21 protein-coding genes and 1 riboswitch are annotated in these 23,138 nt (G+C 60.9%); of the genes, 6 read left to right on the top strand and 15 right to left on the bottom strand.

All coding sequences use genetic code 11. The features are described from left to right. Positions 1-78: 78 nt before the first annotated feature. From parC to M9827_RS01015, 8 genes are all read right to left on the bottom strand, one after another. Complete coding sequence (parC, locus tag M9827_RS01050) at positions 79-2,352, bottom strand: DNA topoisomerase IV subunit A (RefSeq protein ID WP_250602916.1); 2,274 nt, start codon at positions 2,350-2,352, stop codon at positions 79-81. A gap of 7 nt (positions 2,353-2,359) precedes the next feature. Next, entirely contained in the window at positions 2,360-2,884 is a 525-nt protein-coding gene (locus tag M9827_RS01045; RefSeq protein ID WP_250602915.1) for a retropepsin-like aspartic protease family protein, read from the bottom strand. Further along, positions 2,881-3,870 (bottom strand): esterase-like activity of phytase family protein, encoded by a 990-nt coding sequence (locus M9827_RS01040; protein WP_250602914.1) that lies wholly within the window; start codon positions 3,868-3,870, stop codon positions 2,881-2,883. Before M9827_RS01040 ends, M9827_RS01045 begins: the two co-directional genes overlap by 4 nt. Next, on the bottom strand, positions 3,870-5,777 hold the full coding sequence (gene parE / locus M9827_RS01035; protein ID WP_250602913.1) for a DNA topoisomerase IV subunit B: 1,908 nt from the start codon (positions 5,775-5,777) through the stop codon (positions 3,870-3,872). Before parE ends, M9827_RS01040 begins: the two co-directional genes overlap by 1 nt. A gap of 41 nt (positions 5,778-5,818) precedes the next feature. After that, the gene (locus M9827_RS01030) at positions 5,819-6,427 is read right to left on the bottom strand and encodes a YqiA/YcfP family alpha/beta fold hydrolase (RefSeq protein ID WP_250602912.1); all 609 of its coding nucleotides are present in this window, start codon (positions 6,425-6,427) and stop codon (positions 5,819-5,821) included. Between the two features lie 173 nt (positions 6,428-6,600). Then, entirely contained in the window at positions 6,601-7,416 is an 816-nt protein-coding gene (gene cpdA, locus M9827_RS01025) for a 3',5'-cyclic-AMP phosphodiesterase (protein WP_250602911.1), read from the bottom strand. 99 nt (positions 7,417-7,515) lie between these two features. Next, positions 7,516-7,968: a DUF1249 domain-containing protein gene (locus tag M9827_RS01020; RefSeq protein WP_250602910.1), complete on the bottom strand. Its 453-nt coding sequence runs from the start codon at positions 7,966-7,968 to the stop codon at positions 7,516-7,518. Beyond that, positions 7,959-8,576: an NUDIX domain-containing protein gene (locus M9827_RS01015; RefSeq protein ID WP_250602909.1), complete on the bottom strand. Its 618-nt coding sequence runs from the start codon at positions 8,574-8,576 to the stop codon at positions 7,959-7,961. The genes M9827_RS01020 and M9827_RS01015 overlap by 10 nt, the downstream gene beginning before the upstream one ends. A 228-nt stretch (positions 8,577-8,804) precedes the next feature. Here M9827_RS01015 and M9827_RS01010 point away from each other — a divergent pair, with 228 nt between their 5' ends. Continuing rightward, positions 8,805-9,551 carry an RsiV family protein gene (locus tag M9827_RS01010; protein WP_250602908.1) on the top strand — a complete coding sequence of 249 codons (747 nt, stop codon included), beginning with the start codon at positions 8,805-8,807 and terminating at the stop codon, positions 9,549-9,551. Here M9827_RS01010 and cytX read toward each other — a convergent pair. Continuing rightward, positions 9,520-10,812, bottom strand: a complete 1,293-nt coding sequence (cytX, locus tag M9827_RS01005; RefSeq protein WP_250602907.1) for a putative hydroxymethylpyrimidine transporter CytX — start codon at positions 10,810-10,812, stop codon at positions 9,520-9,522. The two genes, M9827_RS01010 and cytX, sit on opposite strands and share 32 nt — an antisense overlap. A 76-nt stretch (positions 10,813-10,888) precedes the next feature. Continuing rightward, positions 10,889-12,778 (bottom strand): phosphomethylpyrimidine synthase ThiC, encoded by a 1,890-nt coding sequence (gene thiC, locus M9827_RS01000; protein WP_250602906.1) that lies wholly within the window; start codon positions 12,776-12,778, stop codon positions 10,889-10,891. A 146-nt stretch (positions 12,779-12,924) separates the two neighbouring features. After that, positions 12,925-13,030, bottom strand: a riboswitch (TPP riboswitch). Positions 13,031-13,236: 206 nt separating this feature from the next. Between thiC and M9827_RS00995 the strand changes: the two genes are divergently transcribed. Further along, positions 13,237-14,670: a TolC family outer membrane protein gene (locus tag M9827_RS00995; protein WP_250602905.1), complete on the top strand. Its 1,434-nt coding sequence runs from the start codon at positions 13,237-13,239 to the stop codon at positions 14,668-14,670. Positions 14,671-14,759: 89 nt separating this feature from the next. Here the strand turns inward: M9827_RS00995 and waaA are convergent, their stop codons facing one another. Both waaA and M9827_RS00985 read right to left on the bottom strand, forming a co-directional pair. Further along, the gene (gene waaA / locus M9827_RS00990) at positions 14,760-16,034 is read right to left on the bottom strand and encodes a lipid IV(A) 3-deoxy-D-manno-octulosonic acid transferase (protein WP_250602904.1); all 1,275 of its coding nucleotides are present in this window, start codon (positions 16,032-16,034) and stop codon (positions 14,760-14,762) included. A gap of 11 nt (positions 16,035-16,045) precedes the next feature. Then, entirely contained in the window at positions 16,046-16,942 is an 897-nt protein-coding gene (locus M9827_RS00985; RefSeq protein ID WP_250602903.1) for a LysR family transcriptional regulator, read from the bottom strand. 109 nt (positions 16,943-17,051) lie between these two features. Here M9827_RS00985 and M9827_RS00980 point away from each other — a divergent pair, with 109 nt between their 5' ends. The 4 genes from M9827_RS00980 to M9827_RS00965 all read left to right on the top strand — a co-directional run bounded on the left by M9827_RS00980 (position 17,052) and on the right by M9827_RS00965 (position 20,565). Next, positions 17,052-17,384, top strand: coding sequence for a DMT family transporter (locus M9827_RS00980; RefSeq protein WP_016985677.1), 333 nt, complete (start codon positions 17,052-17,054; stop codon positions 17,382-17,384). A 202-nt stretch (positions 17,385-17,586) separates the two neighbouring features. Further along, positions 17,587-18,762: an NAD(P)/FAD-dependent oxidoreductase gene (locus M9827_RS00975; protein WP_250602902.1), complete on the top strand. Its 1,176-nt coding sequence runs from the start codon at positions 17,587-17,589 to the stop codon at positions 18,760-18,762. Beyond that, on the top strand, positions 18,759-19,571 hold the full coding sequence (locus M9827_RS00970) for an aldo/keto reductase (RefSeq protein WP_250602901.1): 813 nt from the start codon (positions 18,759-18,761) through the stop codon (positions 19,569-19,571). The genes M9827_RS00975 and M9827_RS00970 overlap by 4 nt, the downstream gene beginning before the upstream one ends. 31 nt (positions 19,572-19,602) lie before the next feature. Continuing rightward, entirely contained in the window at positions 19,603-20,565 is a 963-nt protein-coding gene (locus tag M9827_RS00965; protein ID WP_250602900.1) for a metal ABC transporter ATPase, read from the top strand. 4 nt (positions 20,566-20,569) lie between these two features. Here M9827_RS00965 and M9827_RS00960 read toward each other — a convergent pair whose 3' ends face one another. Genes M9827_RS00960 through M9827_RS00950 form a run of 3 tightly spaced genes read right to left on the bottom strand, consistent with a single transcriptional unit; the run spans position 20,570 to position 23,111 of the window. Beyond that, positions 20,570-21,370, bottom strand: a complete 801-nt coding sequence (locus M9827_RS00960) for a hypothetical protein (protein WP_250602899.1) — start codon at positions 21,368-21,370, stop codon at positions 20,570-20,572. A 58-nt stretch (positions 21,371-21,428) separates the two neighbouring features. Then, positions 21,429-22,136 carry a hypothetical protein gene (locus M9827_RS00955; RefSeq protein ID WP_250602898.1) on the bottom strand — a complete coding sequence of 236 codons (708 nt, stop codon included), beginning with the start codon at positions 22,134-22,136 and terminating at the stop codon, positions 21,429-21,431. After that, a complete protein-coding gene (locus M9827_RS00950) occupies positions 22,137-23,111 on the bottom strand; it encodes a glycosyltransferase family protein (RefSeq protein WP_250602897.1) in 975 nt (324 codons plus the stop codon). It abuts the gene before it with no gap. Between the last annotated feature and the right edge of the window lie 27 nt (positions 23,112-23,138).

Genomic DNA, 23,138 nt, shown 5'->3' with positions numbered 1-23,138 from the left:
GCCATATCATCCGTGAATATGCGTTCCGACTCCAGCGCCAAAGCGTCGATCTACGCGTTAAATCGTAGATCGAGCTCTCTAGGACGCCTGATTGAGGTTTTCGACGAGCAGCGCATCCACCCTCTGGAAGCCCCTTGGAAGCTTATTGCCACGACGGCCACGCTCACCCTTGTAGTGTTCGAGGTCGTCGGCTTTAAGCGACAGGGTCCGTTTTCCGGCCTGCAGCACCAAGGTGGCGCCTTCCGGAAGTACGGCAATGTCCGTGACATATTCTTCGCGACTGGCCACGCGTTCACCGGAAATACCGATGATCTTGTTGCCTTTGCCCTTACCTAATTGTGGCAGATCGCTGATTTTGAAGATCAGCAGGCGACCTTCGGTCGTGACCGAGGCCAGCCAGTTCTGCTCACGATCGGCCACCGGGCGCGGCGCGATCACTTTGGCGTTGTTCGGCAGGCTCAACAGGGCTTTACCGGCCTTGTTCTTGGCTTGCAGGTCTTCGCCCTTGACCACGAAACCGTAACCGGCGTCGGACGCGATCACGTACAACGCATCATCTTCCGGCATCAGCACACATTCGAAGCTCGCGCCTGGCGGCGGCGTCAGGCGACCGGTCAGCGGTTCGCCCTGGCCACGGGCCGACGGCAAGGTGTGCGCGGCGACCGAGTAGCTGCGGCCGGTCGAGTCGATAAACACCGCAAACTGGTTGGAGCGCCCCGCTGCCGAGGTCTTGAAGCCGTCGCCGGCCTTGTACGACAGGCCGGTGGCGTCGATGTCATGACCTTTGGCGGAACGGATCCAGCCTTTTTCCGACAGCACAACGGTAACTTTCTCGTTCGGCAGCAGATCGTGTTCGGTCAGCGCCTTGGCTTCAGCACGCTCGACGATTGGCGACCGACGGTCATCGCCGTAGGTTTCGGCGTCTTTCAACAGCTCGGTACGCACCAGCTTCTTCAGCTTGGCTTCGCTGCCCAGCAGAGCTTGCAGCTTGGCTTGCTCCTTGAGCAGTTCGTCCTGCTCGTCGCGCAGCTTCATCTCTTCCAGTCGCGCCAACTGACGCAGACGGGTGTCGAGGATGTAGTCGGCCTGAATCTCGCTGAGGGCGAAACGCTCGATCAGCTTGGCTTTCGGGTGTTCCTCGGTGCGGATGATGTGGATCACTTCATCGAGGTTGAGGTAAGCGATCAGCAAACCGTCCAACAGGTGCAGACGACGCTCGACTTTGTCGAGGCGGAATTGCAGGCGGCGACGCACGGTCAGCACGCGGAATTCCAGCCACTCGACCAGCAGCGCACGCAGGTTTTTCAGCTGCGGCTTGCCGTCCAGACCGATGATGTTGACGTTGACCCGGTAGGTCGACTCCAGCTCGGTGCTGGCGAACAGGTGCTGCATCAGCGCTTCGTGATCGACGCGGCTGTTGACCGGGATGATCACGATACGGCACGGGTTTTCGTGGTCGGATTCGTCACGCAGGTCAGCGATCTGCGGGGCTTTCGACGGTTTGGCCTGCATCAGCGCGGCGATCTGCTCCAGCACCTTGGCGCCGGACACCTGGTGCGGCAGCGCAGTGACGATGATGTCGCCATCCTCGACGTGGTACACGGCGCGCATGCGCACCGAACCCTTGCCGGTTTCGTACATCTTCAGCAGGTCGGCGCGCGGCGTGATGATTTCCGCTTCGGTCGGATAATCCGGACCTTGGATGTGTTCGCAAAGTTGCTCGACCGTGGCTTTCGGCTCATCGAGCAGACGTACGCAAGCGGTGGCCACTTCACGCAGGTTGTGCGGCGGCACATCGGTGGCCATGCCCACGGCAATGCCGGTGGTGCCGTTGAGCAGGATGTTCGGCAGGCGCGCTGGCAGAACCAAAGGCTCCTGCAAGGTGCCGTCGAAGTTCGGGCCCCAATCGGCGGTGCCTTGGCCCAGTTCGCTGAGCAGTACTTCGGAATAGCGCGACAGGCGTGCTTCGGTGTAACGCATGGCGGCGAAAGACTTCGGATCGTCCGGCGCACCCCAGTTGCCCTGGCCGTCGACCAGCGTGTAGCGATAGCTGAACGGCTGCGCCATCAGCACCATCGCTTCGTAGCACGCCGAATCGCCGTGCGGGTGGAACTTACCGAGCACGTCACCGACGGTACGCGCCGATTTCTTGTGCTTGGAGTCAGCGTCCAGCCCCAGCTCGCTCATGGCGTAGACGATACGCCGCTGTACCGGTTTCAGGCCATCGCCGATATGCGGCAGAGCACGGTCCATGATCACGTACATGGAGTAGTTGAGGTAGGCATTTTCGGTGAAGTCAGCCAGCGAGCGGCGTTCTACACCGTCCAGGCTGAGATCAAGGGAGTCGCTCATGCGGGCCTCATCGGTTCGTTGTCTGGCGCAGCAGCATGGTGCCACCGCGCTGGGTAAATTCAAGTTTGTTCAGGGCGCTCATGCCGAGCAGCACCTGATCGCCATGCAGCCCCGGCGCCACCAGTGCGCGGACGTCGCGCAGCACGATGTCGCCCAGTTGCAGACGGGCAATTTTTGTCCGATAGCCCTGGCTCAGGCCGTTGGCCGTGCTCAGGGTCACACCAAAACCTTCTTCCAGCTTCAAGCGTTTGGCCAGCTCCGCCGGGATCGCCACATCGGTTGCGCCGGTGTCGAGCATGAATTCCACCGGTTCGCCGTTGATCTGACCGCTGGCGACAAAATGCCCTTGGGCGTTGCCGGCCAGTTTCACCTCGATAAAACCTTCGCCCTGCTCCGAACTGACCACGACGTTCGGATTCTGCTGGCGTTGCTCCCACTGGCCGAAAAACCGCGTCGCCAGAAACAGCGCCGCGCACCACGCCAGAATCATCAGCACCCGACCGGCGCGCTTGCCCGGTGGCTGCTGGCTCACGGCTTGGCACTCCAGCCACCCTCGGGCGCGGCGAAGCGCCAGACAATCGGCCTGACCTCACCATCGGCGCGGGGGCCAAAATTATTGTCGACGCCGACCCACGCACCATCAGCGTCAACGATCAGCGCCTCTTCCAGACCGAAGTTCTGCGAATAACGGCGGTTGGTCTGCAACAATTCAGCGGCGTACGACCAGCAACGTTCGACCTTGGCGGTCTGCGCATCGCGCCGACAAATCTGAAAGGCGTTGCGCTCAAGGGTAAACAATTTGCCGTTAAACAATGAAAGGTCGGAAAAGTCCCGGTCGACCGCTCTGGCCTTCGGGAACTGCGGCGGCTGCATTTCCTTGCCGCCCTCGCTGAGCAGCACGCAACGACCGTCGCAATCCCACACCGTCTGCTGGCGCTTGATCAGCAGCAAGCCACGGCTTTGCCGTTCAGCGGCCAGCCACATCTGATCGCCCGCCGGGTTGATTGCCAGGCCTTCGAGAATCGCATTGAAATGCAGGAGCATGCCGCTAGCCCGTGCTTCGCGAACCATCATCGGCGAGATCTTCAACCAGTTGACCGGGCCGCTGACAGGCACCTGCAAGACCGCCGCATGGCCCTCGCTGACAATGTAGCGATTGCCGGCGCTGTCGCAACTGATGCCCTCGAAATCCAGATCGCCTCCGCGCACGAACGACGCAGCCCAGTTGCGCGAGCGCAACCCCCACGGCAAACCGGTCTCCGGCACCAGGGGCACGTCGATGTGCAAGGCTTCGGCCTGCCAGACCTGATCGGCGGTGTTGAGCCGATAGATCTGATCGTCATCGCGGTCCGACACCGTCCACAACTCGCCGCCACACATGGCCAGCCCCGACAGGTTACCGCCGCGCATGCCGTCGACCGGGTGCCCGGAGAGCACGCGCAACTCCTGCAACGGCTCGGCCGACACACTCATTGCACTCAGCAGCAACGCACCCGCCAAGGCCCAGCCAAACCGCATCAGGCCAGCACCTCGGCGAGGTTACCTTTGGATTCCAGCCAGGTCTTGCGGTCACCGGCGCGTTTCTTCGCCAGCAGCATGTCCATCATTTCCGAGGTTTGCGCGAAGTCTTCGCCCAGCGTCAGTTGCACCAGACGCCGGGTGTTCGGGTCCATGGTGGTTTCACGCAGTTGCGGCGGGTTCATTTCACCCAGACCTTTGAATCGGGTGACCTGTGGTTTGCCACGCTTCTTCTCGGCAACCAGCCGATCAAGAATGCCGTCGCGCTCGGCTTCGTCGAGGGCGTAGTAGATCTCTTTGCCCAGGTCGATGCGGTACAGCGGCGGCATGGCGACGTAGACGTGACCGGCATCCACCAGCGGGCGGAAATGCTGGACGAACAACGCGCACAGCAAGGTTGCGATGTGCAGTCCGTCGGAGTCGGCGTCAGCGAGGATGCAGATCTTGCCGTAACGCAGTTGGCTCATGTCCGCCGCACCCGGATCGACACCGATGGCCACGGCGATGTTGTGCACTTCCTGGCTGGCCAGCACTTCGCTGCCGTCGACTTCCCAGGTGTTGAGGATCTTGCCGCGCAACGGCAGGATCGCCTGGAACTCCTTGTCCCGCGCTTGCTTGGCGGAACCGCCGGCGGAATCACCTTCGACGAGGAACAGTTCGGAACGCATCGGATCCTGCCCGGCGCAGTCCGCCAGTTTGCCCGGCAATGCAGGGCCCTGTGTAACGCGTTTGCGCTCGACCTTTTTGCTGGCCTTGAGGCGACGACCGGCGTTGTTGATCGCCAGTTCAGCCAGCGCCAGACCGGTTTCAGGGTTGGCGTTGAGCCACAGGCTGAACGCGTCCTTGACCACACCAGAGACAAATGCCGCCGCTTCACGCGATGACAGACGCTCTTTGGTCTGGCCGGAGAATTGCGGTTCCTGCATTTTCATCGACAGGACGAACGCGATGCGCTCCCAGACGTCTTCCGGCGCCAGCTTCACGCCACGCGGCAGCAGGCTACGGAATTCGCAGAACTCGCGCATCGCATCGAGCAGGCCCTGGCGCAAACCGTTGACGTGGGTACCGCCCTGCGCCGTCGGGATCAGGTTGACGTAGCTTTCCTGCACCGCGTCGCCACCTTCCGGCAGCCACAGCAGCGCCCAGTCGACCGCTTCCTTGTTACCGGCGAAAGCGCCGCAGAACGGCTCGTCCGGCAGGCGTTCGAACTCGCTGACCGCATCGACCAGATAGGAGCGCAGGCCGTCTTCGTAATGCCACTCGACTTTCTCGCCAGTGCCTTTGTCTTCGAAACTGACCAACAGGCCCGGGCACAACACAGCCTTGGCCTTGAGCACGTGCTTGAGGCGGCTGATGGAAAATTTCGGTGAATCGAAATACTTCGGATCCGGCGCGAAGTACACGCTGGTGCCGGTGTTGCGCTTGCCGACGGTGCCGACGATTTCCAGCTCGGTAGCCTTATAACCATCGGCGAAAGTCATCTGGTATTCGTTGCCGTCACGCTTTACGCGCACACGCACTTCGGTCGACAAGGCGTTGACCACAGAAATACCCACGCCGTGCAGACCACCGGAGAACTGGTAGTTCTTGTTCGAGAACTTGCCGCCCGCATGCAGCTTGGTGAGGATCAGCTCGACGCCCGACACGCCCTCTTCCGGGTGAATGTCGACCGGCATGCCGCGGCCGTCATCGCTGACTTCCAGCGAATGGTCGGCGTGCAGGATGACCTGCACCGATCTGGCGTGACCGGCCAGTGCTTCGTCGACGCTGTTGTCGATGACTTCCTGGGCGAGGTGGTTCGGCCGACTGGTGTCGGTGTACATGCCGGGGCGTTTGCGCACCGGGTCGAGGCCCGAGAGGACTTCGATGGCGTCGGCGTTATAAGAGCTAGCGCTGGGAGTGGCCATAGGGTCTCGTCGTCAGTCATTCATGAAATAGGGGCAAGACTTCACAGTGCGGTGAAATCGATTGCCTGATACACATCGGCGCCAATGCCGGCAAAACTCAGCAACGCCGGCAATTGCCCGGCAAAACCCTGGAAACTGTGGTCGCCGCCGGCCTGAATGCGCAAGGCACAGGCGCGGTAATACTGCTGGGCGAGGCGATAATCCAGTGTTTCATCGCCGGTCTGCAACCATACCTGATAGCGCTGCGCTTCCTGAGGCGCCGGCACTTCCAGTTCGGCCAGGGCCGTGACGTGGTCGTGGGTCAAATCCCAGGTTTCATCGGTGTACAGGTTTTTCTGCGGGCCCAGATAGCCGTCGAACATCCGGTGCGGGCTGACCGCCGGGTTGACCAGCAGGGCTTTCAGGCCATGGCGCTCGGCCAAGTGAGTCGCATAGTAGCCGCCGAGTGAGCTTCCCACCAGCAGCGGGCTGCCCAGTTCGGCAATCGCTTGTTCCAACTGACCGATGGCTTCACGCGGGTGATGATGCAGGGCCGGGACACGCAGTTGCTCACTCAACCCCAGCTGTTCCATCACCGCGACCAGCTGACAGGCCTTTTTCGAGGCCGGGGCGCTGTTGAAACCGTGGATATAGAGGATCGAACCGGACATTGGAGCTCCCTGGGTGTCGGCGAAAGATAGCGGAGTTTACAGGGAGTCAGGGCAGGATGGGCCATCCAAATGATGCCTGGCTGCATCCTGTAGGAGCTGCCGAAGGCTGCGATCTTTTGATTCTGTTTTTAAGATAAAAAGATCGCAGCCTGCGGCAGCTCCTACAGGGATTATCAATAGCCGTCAGAGCCGTAGTCGACGGTGAAGGCGAAATTGATGACGCGTTCCACGCCAGTTTCCAGCCGCCCATCCGGCAACAGCCGTAACCAGCGATACCCCGGCGCCTGCTCCCCCACCTTGAAATCCTCACTGCCCGGCTCAAACTGAATGCACGTCGAAGGCGAAGCCATCAGTCGCACGCCATTGCGCTGGCGATCAATCTCCTGATGCACATGTCCCCACAACACCGCACGGGCCTGTGGAAAACGATCCAGCACCTCGAAAAACGCTTCAGGATTGCGCAAACCAATTGGCTCCATCCACGCGCAGCCAATCGGAACCGGATGATGGTGAAAGCACACCAGATGATGCCGCTCCGGCGCTTCGCTCAGCGAACGGGCCAGCAGCTGCAATTGATCGTCCTGCAAATACCCCGGCACTGAGCCGGGTACAGCCGAATCCAGCATCGTCACCCGCCAGTTGCCGATGTCCACAATCGGTTCCAGCAATGCGCTTTGCACGGCGGCAACCGCCATGATCTGTGGCTCATCGTGATTACCGGGTATCCAGCGCGCCGGCGCATCGATCTGCGCGCTCATCTGGCGAAACTGTTGATACGACTCCAGCGTGCCGTCCTGGGAAATATCGCCAGTGGCCAGAATCAGGTCGATCTGCGGCTGTTGCCCAAGTACCAGTTCGATGACCTTTTGCAGGCTCTCGCGGGTGTTCATGCCCAGCAGCGAGCCATCCGTTCCAGCAAACAGATGGCTGTCGGACAGCTGCACAAGCATCGCCGCATCGGCGGTGGTCAACGTGGATACGCTCGGCAAGGCGTTCTCCCAAGGCAAAAGCACGGAATCGATCAAGTGCCGCAATTATGCTGGGGGATCACGCAAAGAGGAAACCGCCGAACCGGACGCAGTTCACAACTAGCGTACGACTTCGTACTCGTGCCCCAACGCCAGACAATGGCTCAGCCATTCCCCCAGGAACAGATTGAGCTGGGCCTTTTCATCCGGCTGATGCATGGCTGCATTCGGGTAAGGATAGATGCCGCGAAAGCGCCGTGCATGTTCGGCGCTGATCACTTCGGCCATGCGCGCGTCGTGATACACCTGCACTTCCAGTTGCGGCACCGGCAGCCATGGCAGGCTGTGTTCCTGACGCACTTGCAAGGTGGTGGTGTACGGGCAGGTCTGCAGCACTTCGAGGGTCAGCACGCCGAGCATCTGCTCGCCCTGGGTCACGGCAATGCGCCGCGCCTCGGGATCGTTGCGCATGTCCGGCAACAGTCGCATCAGGCGCGCGTAGTTGGCCTCGCAGGCGGCTTGCAGCCCCGCAAGGTCGACTCGATAGCGATCGCGCAACTTGTTTACGACCATAACCCCCTCACTTCGGCGCGGTTCAGCGCCAGCCACTGCAAAGCGATGATGCTCGCCGCGTTGGCAATGCGTCCGTCACGGACGGCCTGCAAGGCATCTTCAAAAGCCCAGACCGTGACGCGGATATCTTCTGCCTCTTCTTCCAGGCCATGCAGGCCGCCAACGCCGTCGGTACTGCAACGCCCCAGATACAAATGCACGAATTCGTTGCTGCCCCCCGGCGACGGGAAATATTTGGTCATTGGCCACAGAGCCTTGATGTCCAGACCAGCTTCCTCCTGTGCCTCGCGGTGAGCAACTTCTTCCGGTTGCTCATCCTTGTCGATCAGACCGGCGACCAGTTCGACCAGCCACGGGTTGTCAGCCTTGCCCATGGCGCCGACGCGAAACTGCTCGATCAGCACCACTTCATCGCGCTGCGGATCGTAAGGCAACACGCACACGGCGTCGTGGCGCACGAAGATTTCACGGTTGATCTCGCGGCTCATGCCACCGGCGAACAATTCATGGCGCAGGTGCAAACGCTCGAGTTTGTAAAAACCCTCGTAGCAGCGCTCGCGTCGCACGACGTCGACGGTGGTCGGAATGGCGTTGGCAAAATCAGTCATGAGCATCCTCTTTACTGCAGATCCATTACGAGGTGCCTTCGTGTGACCGGCAGCCTCGACTTCGCGCCATCCTAACGCGCCCGCACGGTTTGATGCAGCCCCTTTACCGTCAGCGGGATGGACGGTGGCGGCGAAACCCACTCTAATTAGCTTAGTGGCGAACTGACTGCTTCTGCGAGAGTCGAAGCGGATATCTTTTTGCCTTCCCCTGCTTTCGAAAGGACGCCCATGTCGCTTTTCAAAATTGCCTCCGTGGCCGCCATCGCCCTGACCCTCGGCGCGTGCGCAAGCCTGTTCCAGCCCAACTACCGCACACCGCTGGAAACCACCCGCGATGCGTCGGAACAACTGAAACCGGGCTGTTCCAACCCGGATTGCCCGCTGGTGAACATCGATACCCTGCGTTTCCCGGCCGAACCTGCGCTGGACGGCATCATCGAAAAACGCCTGCTGCAAATGACCCGCACCGAGCAAAACGCCCCGGTGGCGCCAACCCTGGCGGCCTACCGCGAGCAATTTCTGGCCAGCGCCGGCCCGCGCAACAGCAGCTACCTGCAAGCGAAAGTACGCGAGCAGCATGACGGCTTGGTGATCATCGAGTTGTCGAGCTACCTCGACACCGGCGGCGCGCATGGCACACCGGGTCGCGGTTTCATCAACTATTCGCGCCAGCAACACAAAGTGCTGAACCTGTCCGACATGCTCGTGCCGGGTCAGGAAGAGGCGTTCTGGAAAGCGGCGCAAGTGGCGCACAACAGTTGGTTGATCAGCACCAAGCTCGACCAGGAAGCGGACTTTGTGAAGAGCTGGCCGTTCGTGAAAACCCCGAACGTGGCGCTGACCTATGGCGGCGTGATCCTCAAGTACGACGTGAGCACCATTGCGCCTTACGCGCTGGGCCACGTCGAACTGAAGATCCCTTACCCGCGTCTGAACGGCATTCTCAAGCCCGAGCTGTTTCCCGGCCGTAACTGAAGGCCCGGCCCAGCACCAGCTGCAACAGCCCTGCCAGCACCAGCGCCGGCAGGGTTGCGCCGACATCCGGATACAGATTCGCCAGCAAGTGATAGGTGCTCACGCCACCCAGCCACGCCAACAACGCCGGCCAGCGCAACGCGGCTGACGCGACTTGAGCACTGCGCTTGCGCAGGATGAAGTGATCGACCAGCACCACGCCGAACAGCGGCGCAAACACCGAGCCGATCAACAGCAGGAAATTCTGGTACTGCGCCAATGGCGCCAGCAGGGCGATCAGCGTGCAGAGCACACCAATAGCCAAAGCCAGATGCTCGACTTTCAGACGCAACAGAATCCCGCTCGATACCGCTGCCGAATGAATGTCGGCGAAAGCGTTTTCCGACTCATCGAGCAGAATCAGCAGCAACGGAATGCCCAGTCCGGCACCGGCCAATGCGAGCAGCAGCGCGTTGACTTCACCGCTCGGCGCGAACGCCAGGGTGTAGGCGACGCCGAGGCTCATCAGCCAGAAGTTGCCGATGAAGAAACCGATGGCAGTGCCACCAAAGACATTCTTCGCACGCTTGCCGAAACGCGAGTAGTCGGCAATCAGCGGCAACCACGACAGCGGCATCGCGATGGCGATGTCGAAGCCCACGGCGAACGGCATCGAACCGTCACCGGCACGCGACCAGAGATCGGCCAGATCGGCTTTGACGAACAGGTTCCAGGTCAGCCACAGGCACGCCGCCAGCAACAGCCAGATGCCCCACTTGCGCAGGATCTGGCGCACAAATGTCAGCGGCCCGCTGACCGCGAGCAAGGTTGCCAGCGCACCGAAAAACAGCGTCCACAACACCGGGTTCGACCACAACGAACCTTCGCTGAACGCACGAGTGCCGAGCAGGCTGGCGGCGTCGCGCATGACGATGATTTCGAACGAGCCCCAACCGATCAATTGCAGCAGGTTGAGCAGCGCCGGCAGGCTCGCGCCTTTGCTGCCGAGGCTGAGTTTCAGCGCGGCCATCGACGACAGGCCAGTGTCACTGCCGATCACGCCGACAGCGGCCAGCAGCAAAACGCCGACCAGCGTGCCGAGGAAAATCGCCAACAGCGAACCGGACAGGCCCAGGCCTGGCGCGAGCAATGCGCCGGTCTGCAAAACCATCAGGCCGATACCGAGGGAGAACCACAGGGAAAACAGATCGCGACCGCCGAATACACGCTTGTCGGCGGGCACGGCGAGGTCGGGGGAATAGGTGCTGGGCTGAATGCTCAAGGGTGTTATCTCAGAGGGACATTTTTGTTGTGTTGTGATCGTTCCCACGCTCTGCGTGGGAACGATCAGTACGGGGTCAAACCTTCTTGTACAGCTGACTGCCTTCCTTCTTGAACCGCTCGGCCTGTTCCGCGAGGCCTTGGGCGACGTCCACGTCGACCGCGTCGATCCGCTGGTTGGCCGCGTATTCGCGGACTTCCTGAGTGATCTTCATCGAGCAGAATTTCGGTCCGCACATCGAACAGAAGTGCGCGACCTTGGCCGAATCCTTCGGCAGGGTTTCATCGTGATAAGAACGCGCGGTGTCCGGATCAAGCCCCAAGTTGAACTGGTCTTCCCAACGGAATTCGAAACGCGCCTTGCTCAAGGCGTTGTCGCGAATCTGTGCACCCGGATGCCCTTTGGCCAAGTCCGCAGCGTGCGCGGCGATCTTGTAGGTGATGATCCCGGTCTTCACGTCATCCTTGTTCGGCAGGCCCAGGTGTTCCTTAGGCGTCACGTAGCAGAGCATGGCGCAACCGAACCAGCCGATCATCGCCGCCCCGATACCGGAGGTGATGTGGTCGTAGCCCGGTGCGATGTCGGTGGTCAGTGGGCCGAGGGTGTAGAACGGTGCCTCGTCGCAGCACTCCAGCTGCTTGTCCATGTTCTCCTTGATCAACTGCATCGGCACGTGGCCCGGGCCTTCGATCATGGTTTGCACGTCGTGTTTCCAGGCGATCTTGGTCAGTTCGCCGAGGGTTTCCAGTTCGCCGAACTGAGCAGCATCGTTGGCGTCGGCAATCGAGCCCGGACGCAAGCCATCGCCCAGCGAGAAGCTGACGTCGTAGGCTTTCATGATTTCGCAGATTTCTTCGAAATGCGTGTAAGCGAAGTTTTCCTTGTGATGCGCCAGGCACCACTTGGCCATGATCGAGCCGCCACGGGATACGATGCCGGTCACGCGTTTGGCGGTCAGCGGCACGTAGCGCAGCAGTACGCCGGCGTGGATGGTGAAGTAGTCGACGCCCTGCTCGGCTTGCTCGATCAGCGTGTCGCGGAACAGCTCCCAGGTCAGGTCCTCAGCGGCCCCGCCGACTTTTTCCAGCGCCTGATAGATCGGCACCGTGCCGATCGGCACCGGCGAGTTACGGATGATCCACTCGCGGGTTTCGTGAATGTGCTTGCCGGTGGACAAGTCCATGATGTTGTCCGCGCCCCAGCGAATACCCCAGGTCAGTTTCGCCACTTCTTCTTCGATCGAAGAACCCAGGGCGCTGTTGCCGATGTTGCCGTTGATCTTCACCAGGAAGTTACGGCCGATGATCATCGGTTCCAGTTCGGTGTGGTTGATGTTGGCCGGAATGATTGCGCGGCCACGGGCGATCTCGTCACGCACGAATTCCGGAGTGATGATTTTCGGCACAGTGGCGCCGAAGCTGTGGCCCGGGTGCTGCTGATCGAGCAGGCCGGCGGCGCGGGCCACCTCGAGTTTCATGTTTTCGCGGATGGCGACGAATTCCATCTCGGGCGTGATGATGCCCTGACGTGCATAGTGCATTTGCGTGACGTTGGCCCCAGCCTTGGCGCGGCGCGGGTTGTTGACGTGGGCAAAGCGCAGCTTGGTCAGTTCCGGATCGGCGAGGCGCTCGCGACCGAAGTTGGAACTCAGACCCGCCAGACGCTCGGTGTCGCCACGGTCGTCGATCCACGCCGAACGCACATCGGCCAGGCCTTTGCGCACGTCGATCACTACGTTCGGATCGGTGTACGGGCCCGAGGTGTCGTAGACGGTGACCGGCGCGTTGATTTCGCCGCCGAAGTCGGTCGGCGTCACATCGAGGGTGATTTCGCGCATCGGCACGCGGATGTCCGGGCGCGAGCCCTGAACGTAGACTTTTTGCGAACGGGTGAACGGCTTGACCGATTGCTCGTCGACCTTGGCCGAGTCACTCAGGTTGATCGCATTTTTTGATTTTGTAGTCATCACGGGCTCTCCAGACAGCATCCAGGCAGTGGATTGTCGGAGCAGAACCTGAAAGGCACGGACGCACCAGGACCGGTGCTGTGCATCGTCGTCGAGCGTTCGATTGTCGAACAATTTCCCGGACGAAGCACAAGAGGACTCGCCGGGTGACGAGAAATCTTGTTCCCTACGCAGGCGCTAACCTGATCAGGTTCAACGGGATCCGAAATTATTCGATCTCAGCCTCATAGCAAGGCACCCCGACAAGAACCCGGCCAGTCTAGACACAACCGGCAAAGAACGCCAACACCGCAGTAAACACCGTGATGAATGGCATAAATACAGGGGCTTGGCCGATTGTTGTGAGGCGATTGCGCAACTACACTCGCTTTGCCCCGCCACGCCTTGACGCTGTGGGGCCTGCGCCTTACCTTTGGCGCCCGGATTACTTCCATAATATTAATGCTAGGGATCGCCTCATGCTGCGCAAACTTTCACTGGCTCTTGCCGTGTCTTGTGCGTCCAACGCAATGGCCTGGGCAGCAGAAGCGCCCTTGTCGACCAAAACCGATCTGGTCAGCGTCTATCAGGAGGCGGTCGACAACAACGCCGATCTCGCCGCCGCCCGTGCCCAGTACGGCGCCCAGAAAGAAGTGGTGCCGCAGGCCCGCGCCGGGCTGCTGCCGAACCTGTCGGGCGGCGCTGAGGTGGCCAATGTGCGTACCTCAATCGATCAGCCCTCGGCCACCGCCAACCGCAGTGCGCATTCCTATCAGGCGACGCTGGCCCAGCCGCTGTTCCGCGCCGATCGCTGGTTCCAGTACCAGGCGGCCAAAGACGTCAACGAACAAGCCGCGTTGCAACTGTCGGCGACCGAGCAGAACCTGATCCTGCAATCGGCCGAAAGCTATTTCAACGTGCTGCGCAGCCAGGACAACCTCGCCTCGACCAAGGCTGAAGAAGCCGCGTTCAAGCGCCAGCTCGATCAGTCCAATGAGCGCTTCGATGTCGGCCTGTCGGACAAGACCGACGTGCTGCAATCGCAAGCCAGCTACGACACCGCACGGGCCAACCGTATCGTTGCGCAGCGCCAGGTCGATGATGCGTTCGAAGCGCTGATCACCCTGACCAACCGCCAGTACAACTCGATTCAGGGCATCGTCCACACGCTGCCGATCCTGCCGCCGGCGCCCAACGATGCGAAATCCTGGGTCGACACGGCGGCGCGACAGAACCTCAATCTGCTCGCCAGCAATTACGCGGTCAGCTCCGCCGAGCAAACCCTCAAGCAGCGCAAGGCCGGCCATTTGCCGACCCTCGATGCCGTGGCCAAATACGAAAAGGGTGACAACGACGCCCTCGGCTTTTCCAACCCGAACGCCTTTGGCGTACCGTACCGTGACAACGTCGAGCAGAGTACGGTCGGCCTGCAACTGAACATCCCGATCTACAGCGGCGGGCTGACCAGCTCGCAAGTGCGCCAGTCTTATGAGCAACTGAACCAGAGCGAACAACAACGCGAATCCCTGCGCCGGCAGGTCGTCGAGAACACCCGCAACCTGCACCGCGCGGTGAACACCGACGTCGAGCAGGTGCAGGCGCGGCGTCAATCGATCATTTCCAACCAGAGCGCGGTGGAAGCTACCGAGATTGGGTATCAGGTCGGCACGCGCAACATCGTTGACGTGCTCGATGCACAGCGTCAGCTGTACACCTCGGTGCGCAACTACAACAACACCCGCTACGACTACATCCTCGATAACCTGCGTTTGAAGCAGGCAGCGGGGACATTGAACCCCGGGGATCTGGAAGACCTGCGGCGTTATCTGAAAGCCGACTACAACCCGGACAAGGATTTCCTCCCGCCGGATCTGGCCAAGGCTGCCGAAGCGCAGCTCAAGGCGCGGCCTTAAGCCTTAAAAGCAAAAGATCGCAGCCTTCGGCAGCGCCTGCAGGAAACGTATTCCAATGCAGGAGCTGCCGAAGGCTGCGATCTTTTGGCTTACTTGATCAGTCTGCCCAAGCCATCCAGCAAACGCTGCAACGCGCCCTGATTGCGGCGCATCACCGCCAGCCCGGCCTCAGCCATGCGCTGCGCATCACGCGGCAGTTCAAACAGGCGCTGCACTTCCACCGCCAGTCCTTCGGCATCATCGACCTCGGCCAACGCCCCGGCTTCGCGCAATTGCGCGGCGATGTCGAGGAAGTTGAACAGGTGCGGGCCGCTGATCACCGGTTTGGCCAAGGCTGCCGGCTCCAGCAGATTGTGCCCGCCGTTGGCTACCAGGCTGCCGCCAACAAACGCGCTGTCCGCCAAGGCATAGAGAAACAGCAACTCGCCCATGGTGTCGCCGAGCAGCACGCTCGTTTGCGCGTCAACATTGGCCCCGGTTGAACGCCGCACCGTGGCAAAGCCTTCGCGCTGGCACAGTTCGAACACCGAGTTGAAGCGTTCCGGGTGACGCGGCACCAGAATCAGCAACGCATCTGGATGATTGGCCAACAAGCGACGATGGGCGTCGAGGATCACTTCGTCCTCGCCTTCGTGAGTGCTGGCAGCGATCCACACCGGACGCTCCAGCGCCTGCCACTGGCTACGCAAGTCAGCAGCACGTTGCAGCAATTGCGGGTCGATGGTCAGGTCGAATTTGATCGAACCGGTGACCTCGACTGTTTCCAAACGCGCGCCCAGATCGCGGAAGCGCTGAGCTTCGGCTTCGGTCTGCACGGCGAACAAACTCATTTCGGCAAGCATCGGCGCGGTCAGTTTGCTGAAGCGGCCATAGCCTTTGGCGGAACGCTCGGACAAGCGTCCATTGGCCAGCGCCACCGGAACTCCACGCTTGGCGCACTGATGAATGTGATTGGGCCACAGTTCGGTTTCCATGATCACCGCAAGCTTGGGCTGAACGCGATCCAGAAACCGCGCCGCCGCACAGGGCAAGTCGTACGGCAGATAGCAATGCTGGATGCGCGGCTCATTGGCGAACAGCGCCTGAATCCGCTCCGAACCGGTCGGGGTCATGCAGGTCACGGTGATCGGCAGTTGTGGATAACGTTGTAGCAACGCACGGATCATCGGTGCCGCAGCAATGCTTTCGCCCACCGATACCGCGTGCACCCAGATCCCGCCGGGTTGCAGGGTCGGCATGCCGTAGGAGAATCGTTCGCCAATCCGTTTGGCATACGCCGGCGCCTTGCGCGCACGCAGCCATAGCCGAATCGCCACCAATGGCAGCCCCAGGTAAAACAGCGCGGTGTAGAGAGTTCTATTCATGGCGGCGGAGTTTATCGACTTTTGTCGCCGATCGCCCGCAAGTGCACGGCAAAACGTTCCGCCAGCCAGCGCGCGGCCGGGCCGAGCGGCTCATCGCGGCGCCAGACCAGTTCCACCACCAGCGCCGGTGGGGTCCATTCGCTGGCCAGTTCGACCATCAAGCCCTGATACGCCGAGTACTGCACCACATGCCGGGGCAACCAGGCCCAGCCGAGGTCGCGCACCAGCCATTCGGACATGACGTAAAAACTGTCGGCGCGCCACACCTGCGGGCTGGCCGGCTCGTTGCCGGGATAGACGCTGGTTTGCGTCGACATCAGCAATTGCCGGTGTTGCGCCAGTTGCTGGCAGGTCACGTAAGACTGCTTCGCCAACGGATGGTTGATCCCACAGACGGTGACCATTTCGACGCTGCCGAGCACGCGGCGCTCCAGGGCTTCGGGAATTTCGTCGTGATAGAACAACAGGCCGAGGTCGGCGCGACGCTCGACCAGTTTGTGCGCCACCTCGCCTTGCGCGGCGCTGGTCAGTTGCACTTCCAGGCTGGGGAATTGCTCGGCCAGTTCACCGAAACTTTCCACCAGTGCCTGATACGGCATCGCCTCATCCTGGGCCACGCGCAGTTGCGCTTCCTGGCCACGCATCATCGCCATGGCACGACCGTTGAGGCGTTCGCATTGACGCAACACTTCCCGCGCTTCTTCGAGGAGTGCTTCCCCGGCCTCAGTGAGGCTAGGCTGGCGACCGCTGCTACGCTCGAACAGGCTCACGCCAAGGTCATCCTCAAGCATGGCTATGGCGCTGCTGATCGCCGACTGCGCTTTACGCTGCTGGCGCGCCACGGCCGAAAACGAGCGGTGTTCGGCGACGTCGACAAACACCCGAAGCTGATCGAGATTCCATTGCATGCTGAGCCACCAACCCATCTTCAAAACAGATAGGTAATGACTTTACCCCATCTGGCAAATCTCTAAAATGCCGCCTCAGCAAGCAACGTTTCACATTGAGGATTTGAACATGAACGCCTACGCCTACCTGGCCATTGCCATCTGCGCCGAAGTGATCGCCACCGTGTCGATGAAAGCCGTCAAAGGCTTCAGCACGCCGCTGCCATTGGTACTGGTGATCGTCGGCTATGCGATTGCGTTCTGGATGCTGACGCTGGTGGTGCGCACCGTTCCGGTCGGCGTGGCCTACGCGGTCTGGGCCGGCATGGGCATTGTGATGGTCAGCGTGGCGGCACTGTTTATCTATGGGCAGAAGCTGGATATCCCGGCGATGCTGGGGATGGCGTTGATCGTGCTGGGCGTGGTGGTGATTCAATTGTTCTCGAAAACCGCCGGCCATTAACTGCCAGACTCAATCCCCTGTGGGAGCGAGCCTGCTCGCGAATGCGGTACATCAGTCAACACATATGTCGACTGGCATTCCCTCTTCGCGAGCAGGCTCGCTCCCACATTGGCCCATATGTTCGGCATGTTGATCATCGACAAATCCGCCCCTTTCCCGAGTCTGTATACTGCGCCCTCGTCTTGAACACTGAGGTCGCTGCATGCCATCCGTTATTTCCACCGACGTTCTGATTGTCGGCGCTGGTGTCGCCGGCCTCTGGCTGAACGCGCGTCTGCGCCGTCAGGGTTTTTCGACCGTGCTGGTGGAAAGCGCCAGCCTTGGCGGCGGGCAAAGCGTGAAGTCCCAGGGCATCATCCACGGCGGCGCCAAGTACGCGTTGCACGGTGCGCTGACTGGCGCCTCGGAGGCCATCGCCGACATGCCGCGCCGCTGGCGTGAAGCGCTGGCCGGCAGTGGCGAACTGGATCTGTCCGGCGTACGCCTGCTGTCCGAGGCCCATTACCTGTGGTCGCCGGGCACCCTCGCCGGCAACCTCACGAGTTTCTTCGCCAGTAAAGCCGTGCGTGGCCGGGTCGATCAGGTCAAGGGCGATCAATTACCGCCAGCCCTGCAAGACAAACGCTTCAAGGGCAAGGTCTATCGCCTCGCCGAACTCGTTGTGGACGTGCCGAGCCTGATCCAGCGCCTGGCCGATCTGGCCGGTGACGGCCTGCTCGCCGGGCATACCATCGAGCCGCTGCTGGAAGCGGGCGTGCTGGTCGGCTTGAGAGTCGACGGTCGCGAGATTCACGCCCAACGCATTGTCCTCAGCGCCGGTGCCGGCACGGCTCAACTGCTCGAAGACCTTGGCCTGACTCAGCCGGCCATGCAACGCCGCCCGCTGCACATGATCATCGCCAAAGGCCCGGGCCTGAAACCGCTGTACGCCCACTGCCTGGGCGGCGGCACCAAACCGCGCATCACGGTGACCACGCACCCGGCCGCTGATGGCCAGTGGGTCTGGTACATGGGCGGCGATATCGCCGAGAGCGAGGGTGTGAACCGCGAGCCGGCCGAGCAGATTGCCACAGCGCAGAAAGAGATCGCGCAACTGTTGCCGTGGATCGACCTCAGCACCACGCAATGGGCGACCCTGCGGGTTGATCGTGCCGAGCCGCTGCAAACCGGGCTGACGCGCCCGGACAACGCCTTCCTCGCCGAACAGGGCCGCTTGCTGGTCGGCTGGCCAACCAAACTGGCGCTGGCGCCGGACTTTGCTGACCGGGTCATCGCCGCCCTCGAGCGCGACGGCATCCAGCCACAAGCCAGCGAACCGTTGCCCGCCCTGCCCAAACCACCACTGGGCGTTCCTGCCTGGGAGCAACTGCTGCCATGACCATTGCCAACCTGCACGACCTTCATCGAGCGTTGGGCAGCACCGGCCTGACGGTTTCGCCGCTGGGCCTGGGCACGGTCAAACTCGGCCGCGACCAAGGGGTGAAATACCCCAACGGTTTTCAGATTCCCGGCGACGACGAAGCGCGGATGCTACTGCGTCAGGCGCGCGATCTGGGCATCAACCTGATCGACACCGCCCCGGCCTACGGTCGCAGTGAAGAACGCCTTGGCCCGCTGCTACGCGGCCAGCGTCAAGACTGGGTGATCGTCAGCAAGGTCGGCGAAGAGTTTGCCGACGGCCTGTCGCATCATGATTTCAGCGCAGCACACACACGGATGTCGGTGGAGCGCAGCCTGCAACGTCTTGAAACCGATTTTATCGACCTGGTGCTGGTGCATTCCGACGGCAACGACATGGCGATCCTTGAGCATGAAGAGGTTTACGCGACACTCGCCGCGCTCAAGGCCGAAGGCAAGATTCGCGGCTTCGGGTTTTCCGGCAAAACTGTCGAAGGTGGCTTGAAAGCACTGGAGCAAGGCGACTGCGCGATGGTCACCTACAATCTGAACGAACAAAACGAGAAGGCTGTCATTGACTATGCTGCTGCCCACGGCAAAGCCATTCTGGTGAAAAAAGCCCTGGCCAGCGGTCACGTATGCCTCAGCCCGGGCGTGGACCCGGTGCGCGCCAGCTTCGAATTGCTGTTCGCACAACCTGGCGTGGCCAGTGCTATTGTCGGGACGATCAATCCGCTGCACCTCGCCCACAACGTTGCGACCGTTGCCCAGGTCCTACGTGGTCACTGACGCCGCCTCGCGGCCTTAAGCAGGAGCCGATATGCCGCGCACGCTCATCAGAAAGAACCCGAGTAACTTCAAGACCCTGCCGTTGTATGTCGAAGCCACCCCCGAAGGTCTGACCTACCAGAGCGTCGGCATGCCACTGAACTTCGCGCAGACCTTGCAGCGGCGCAAACCGGTAAGCGTGACCGACACCGAGCGCTTCTCGCTGGAACTGGCCAATCTCGGAGTTTCCGTGCGCCTGACCCTGCATTGGCAGAATCGCGATTATTGGGTGCTGGTGCGCCAGCGCCGACAGGATCGCGGCGACGTGGTGCTCAAATTGATTTCCGGTTACGTGCCAGCTCACGAGCTGAATATTCCGCTGCACACAGCCATTCAGGAAATTGCCGAAGAGTGCTTGCTGGAGACACCGGAAGGCTGGCTCGGCGGGCGCTTCAACGATACCTGGCTGCCGGCGCCCTACTCTGCTGCATTACATTATCGCGAAGCGCTGCCGTTTCGCCTGACCCCGCTGTCCGGCTCGGCGCGACCGATACGTAGCGCCAATCTGCAATTGCTCGAACGCCCACGGGCCTACGTGCATCTGCCGACCGCATCGTTGCAATTGATCTACGACTTGCGTCTGGATGTGCCCAAGGAAGCCAAATCCCTGAGCCTGTTTCACGTCGACGAGCGCCTGGAGGGTGATCAACTGGTGGCCCGACTCGACCGCAAACGGCCCGACCTGTACTTGATGCCACTCAAGGACGGTGCGCCACTGGCCGAGTTGTACACGCTCAAGCGCGACAAACTCGTACCCGCCAGCACCCGAGGTCTGTACCTGGCCGAGAGCTTCGCCACGCAAACCGGTTGGGTCGTGCGCGAGGAGCGGATTCGCTGGAAAGACTGGTTGGTGCAGCAGGGCCTGCAACCGGCCAAAGCCCCGCGTCAGGGGCTCAAGCAATTGAGTATCAAGGCGCTGCGACTGGTCGGTCTGGGCAAGAAAACCGGCAAATAGCGGTTTAGCGCTGGCGATCCCACCAGGTGCGCAATGCGGCGAAGAAATGGAAGTAGCGGTTTTCGCGCTTGCCCATGCCGCGCTTGGGCGAGAACGATTCTTCGGCAAAGGCACCGGTAATGCGCACCCGCGATGCCTGGGTCGGCAGCGTGCAGATTTTCGCGTCCACCTGCTGCAGCGCATATTTGAGCAAGCGCTCGGAATGCAGCTTTCGGCCTGTCGCCTTGCAGAAATCGAAAATGCGCTCGATCCGCTTGCCGTACGCGACATACGTATCGCGCCCGCACACGGCAAAACGGTCATTCAAGCCGCCCCACCACTGCCAGTCCGGAATGTACGCATAGTGCCGCCGCGCCTGCGGATGATTGAACACATAGCCGGGCAACGCAGTATGGAAAAAATTATCCGGCCGCACGAACACGACGAAATCCGGATCGAAGGATTCAATCATCGTAGTCACGGTATGCAGCGAGTTGAGCTGATAGATCAGATTGCGCAGCGACGCGTAGTCATCGGCCCAGGTGTCGCCCTGGGCTTTGACCTGTTCGAAATCCCAGCGCTCCAACACACCTTCGGTCGAAGTCAGCGTGCCGATCATGGATTCGAAGGGCTGGTAGTTATCCGCCGTCAGCTCGCCTTTCTCGCCGGAACGCGAGTTCTGTACTTCTTCGATCTTGTATAGATGGTAGAAGCATTTGACGTCGCTCCCCGCAGGCAACTGCGCCAGCACGTTTTGCTCGATGGAAGGGAAACAGATCGGCGAATTTCTCGGGATCCCGAAGAACGCCACGGCAATTTTCAACACTCAACAGCACCTTTTGAAAGTAGGTCGGGCCTGCTGGCAACCGGATAGACGATGTCGCTTACTTTGCCCGAAACAGCTTTTGCCACCAGCGCCGGGGTTGCAGCGGCACCACGATGATGTCCGATTTCTGCAGCCAGTCGCGCTCATAGTCCCAGGCATGGCCGCCCCAGAGTTTTCCTGCTTCGTTGGAAAAGCCCAGGGTCATAAGCTGATAGGTAAAACCGGCATGGCCGCGCAACCAGTCAAACACCACCAGCGTGTTGAAACCGGTGGAAGGCCCGACATAGCGCTTGCCGCCCGGACGGTCGACCGGGTAGTTCCATAGCGGCGGCAGCGGAATGCGATCCCGGTACATGGCCACACGTGGCAATGGACACATCGGTGCGGCGCAGCCCACCAGCATGCTGAAACAGCGCTCGCGCGCCTGCTCGAACATCCGCTGTACCGGCGGCGCGTAAGGCAGACCAAAAAAATACGCGTCAGGCGCGTTATAGCCATGCACGAAGACATTAACGCTGTGCTCATTGAGCAGCGCTGCCTTGATGCAGGTATTGAAGCTGACAACGATGTCATCGACGCCAATATTCAGCGCCTGAAAATCCGCCGCTGTGATCGCCGGATTGTTGGCAATCAGCACGACGCGAGGCGCACGGCTCAGGCAGTCGAGAAGCTCGGCGGGCAAGGCCCCGAGGACGGACTGATCACCACCGGGCAGCGCATCCAGCGCCATGTGTTCGCCGGATTGCGACGATTGCTGATCCTTCATTCAGACGGGCACCTTCATCCCGTAACGCAGCTTCACCCAGAAACGTGTGAACGCCGAGGGCGGCTGCCATGGGCGCATCTCACGCTGGATTTCCGTGGCCAGTGCCTGACCGACCCGAGCAAATGAATAGCGACTTTCCGCAAAGGCCTGGCCATTGCGGGCGATGCGCTCTGCCAGTTCCGGGTCACTTTGCAGCAGCCGGATCTTTTCCACCGCCTCTTCTTCGCTGCGGTAGAACACGGTGTTGTGCATGTCCTCAAAACCGAGCAAGCGGTCTTCTTCGCCCTGGCTCCAGGCCAGCAACACACAGCCGCAGGCCATGGCTTCAAAGTTCTTGATCATGAACTCGTTCATGCCGATGTCGGCGCTGACGAAAATCCGGATGCGATTGAGCGTCTGCAGGTATTCCTCACCCGACTTGGTGCGGGTCACCAGCATCCCGGTACGCCTGGAGAGCGACTCGAGCATGGCTTTACGCTCGGCATACTCGGTGCTTTTCAGGCTGCCAAGAAAGCCGATGGGAATGTCCCGCTCAACGCCGGTGTTGTGCAGCATCTGCTCGTCATAACCTTTGGAGACGAACACCGTGTCGATGCCTTCGGCGAGCATCTTGCGCGCGACCACGGCACCCGACACCAGCGCCCGACAACTCGGCAGGCGGCTGTACAGCCGCGAATACACACCGCGATACTTACTCGCCGGCATGTAGTTCTGATAGGCGTCGTGTTCGAGGAAGACCAGACCGGGTATGCATTTGAGCACCCGCAGTTGCGTGGCCAGACGTTTGACCCGGGAGAAAATCACCACGCGATCGAAGGTCTGGTAATCGACCGAGGCCAGAAACGACCCCAGATTCAACTGCTGTTTTTTGCTCAAACGGTAGATGAAACACTCATCACAGTTCTGCTGCACGATGTCGTAGAGCCGGTCGAGAATGACCCGCTGCTCGTCCATCACCAGGAGCATGACTTTCATAAGTTAATTGACCACGCGACGTAGGCA

The sequence above is a fragment of the Pseudomonas sp. AKS31 genome (assembly GCF_023634765.1).
GTDB lineage: Bacteria > Pseudomonadota > Gammaproteobacteria > Pseudomonadales > Pseudomonadaceae > Aquipseudomonas.
The sequence above is the reverse complement of the archived record's forward strand: the minus strand, read 5'-3'. Positions and strand labels throughout refer to the sequence as shown.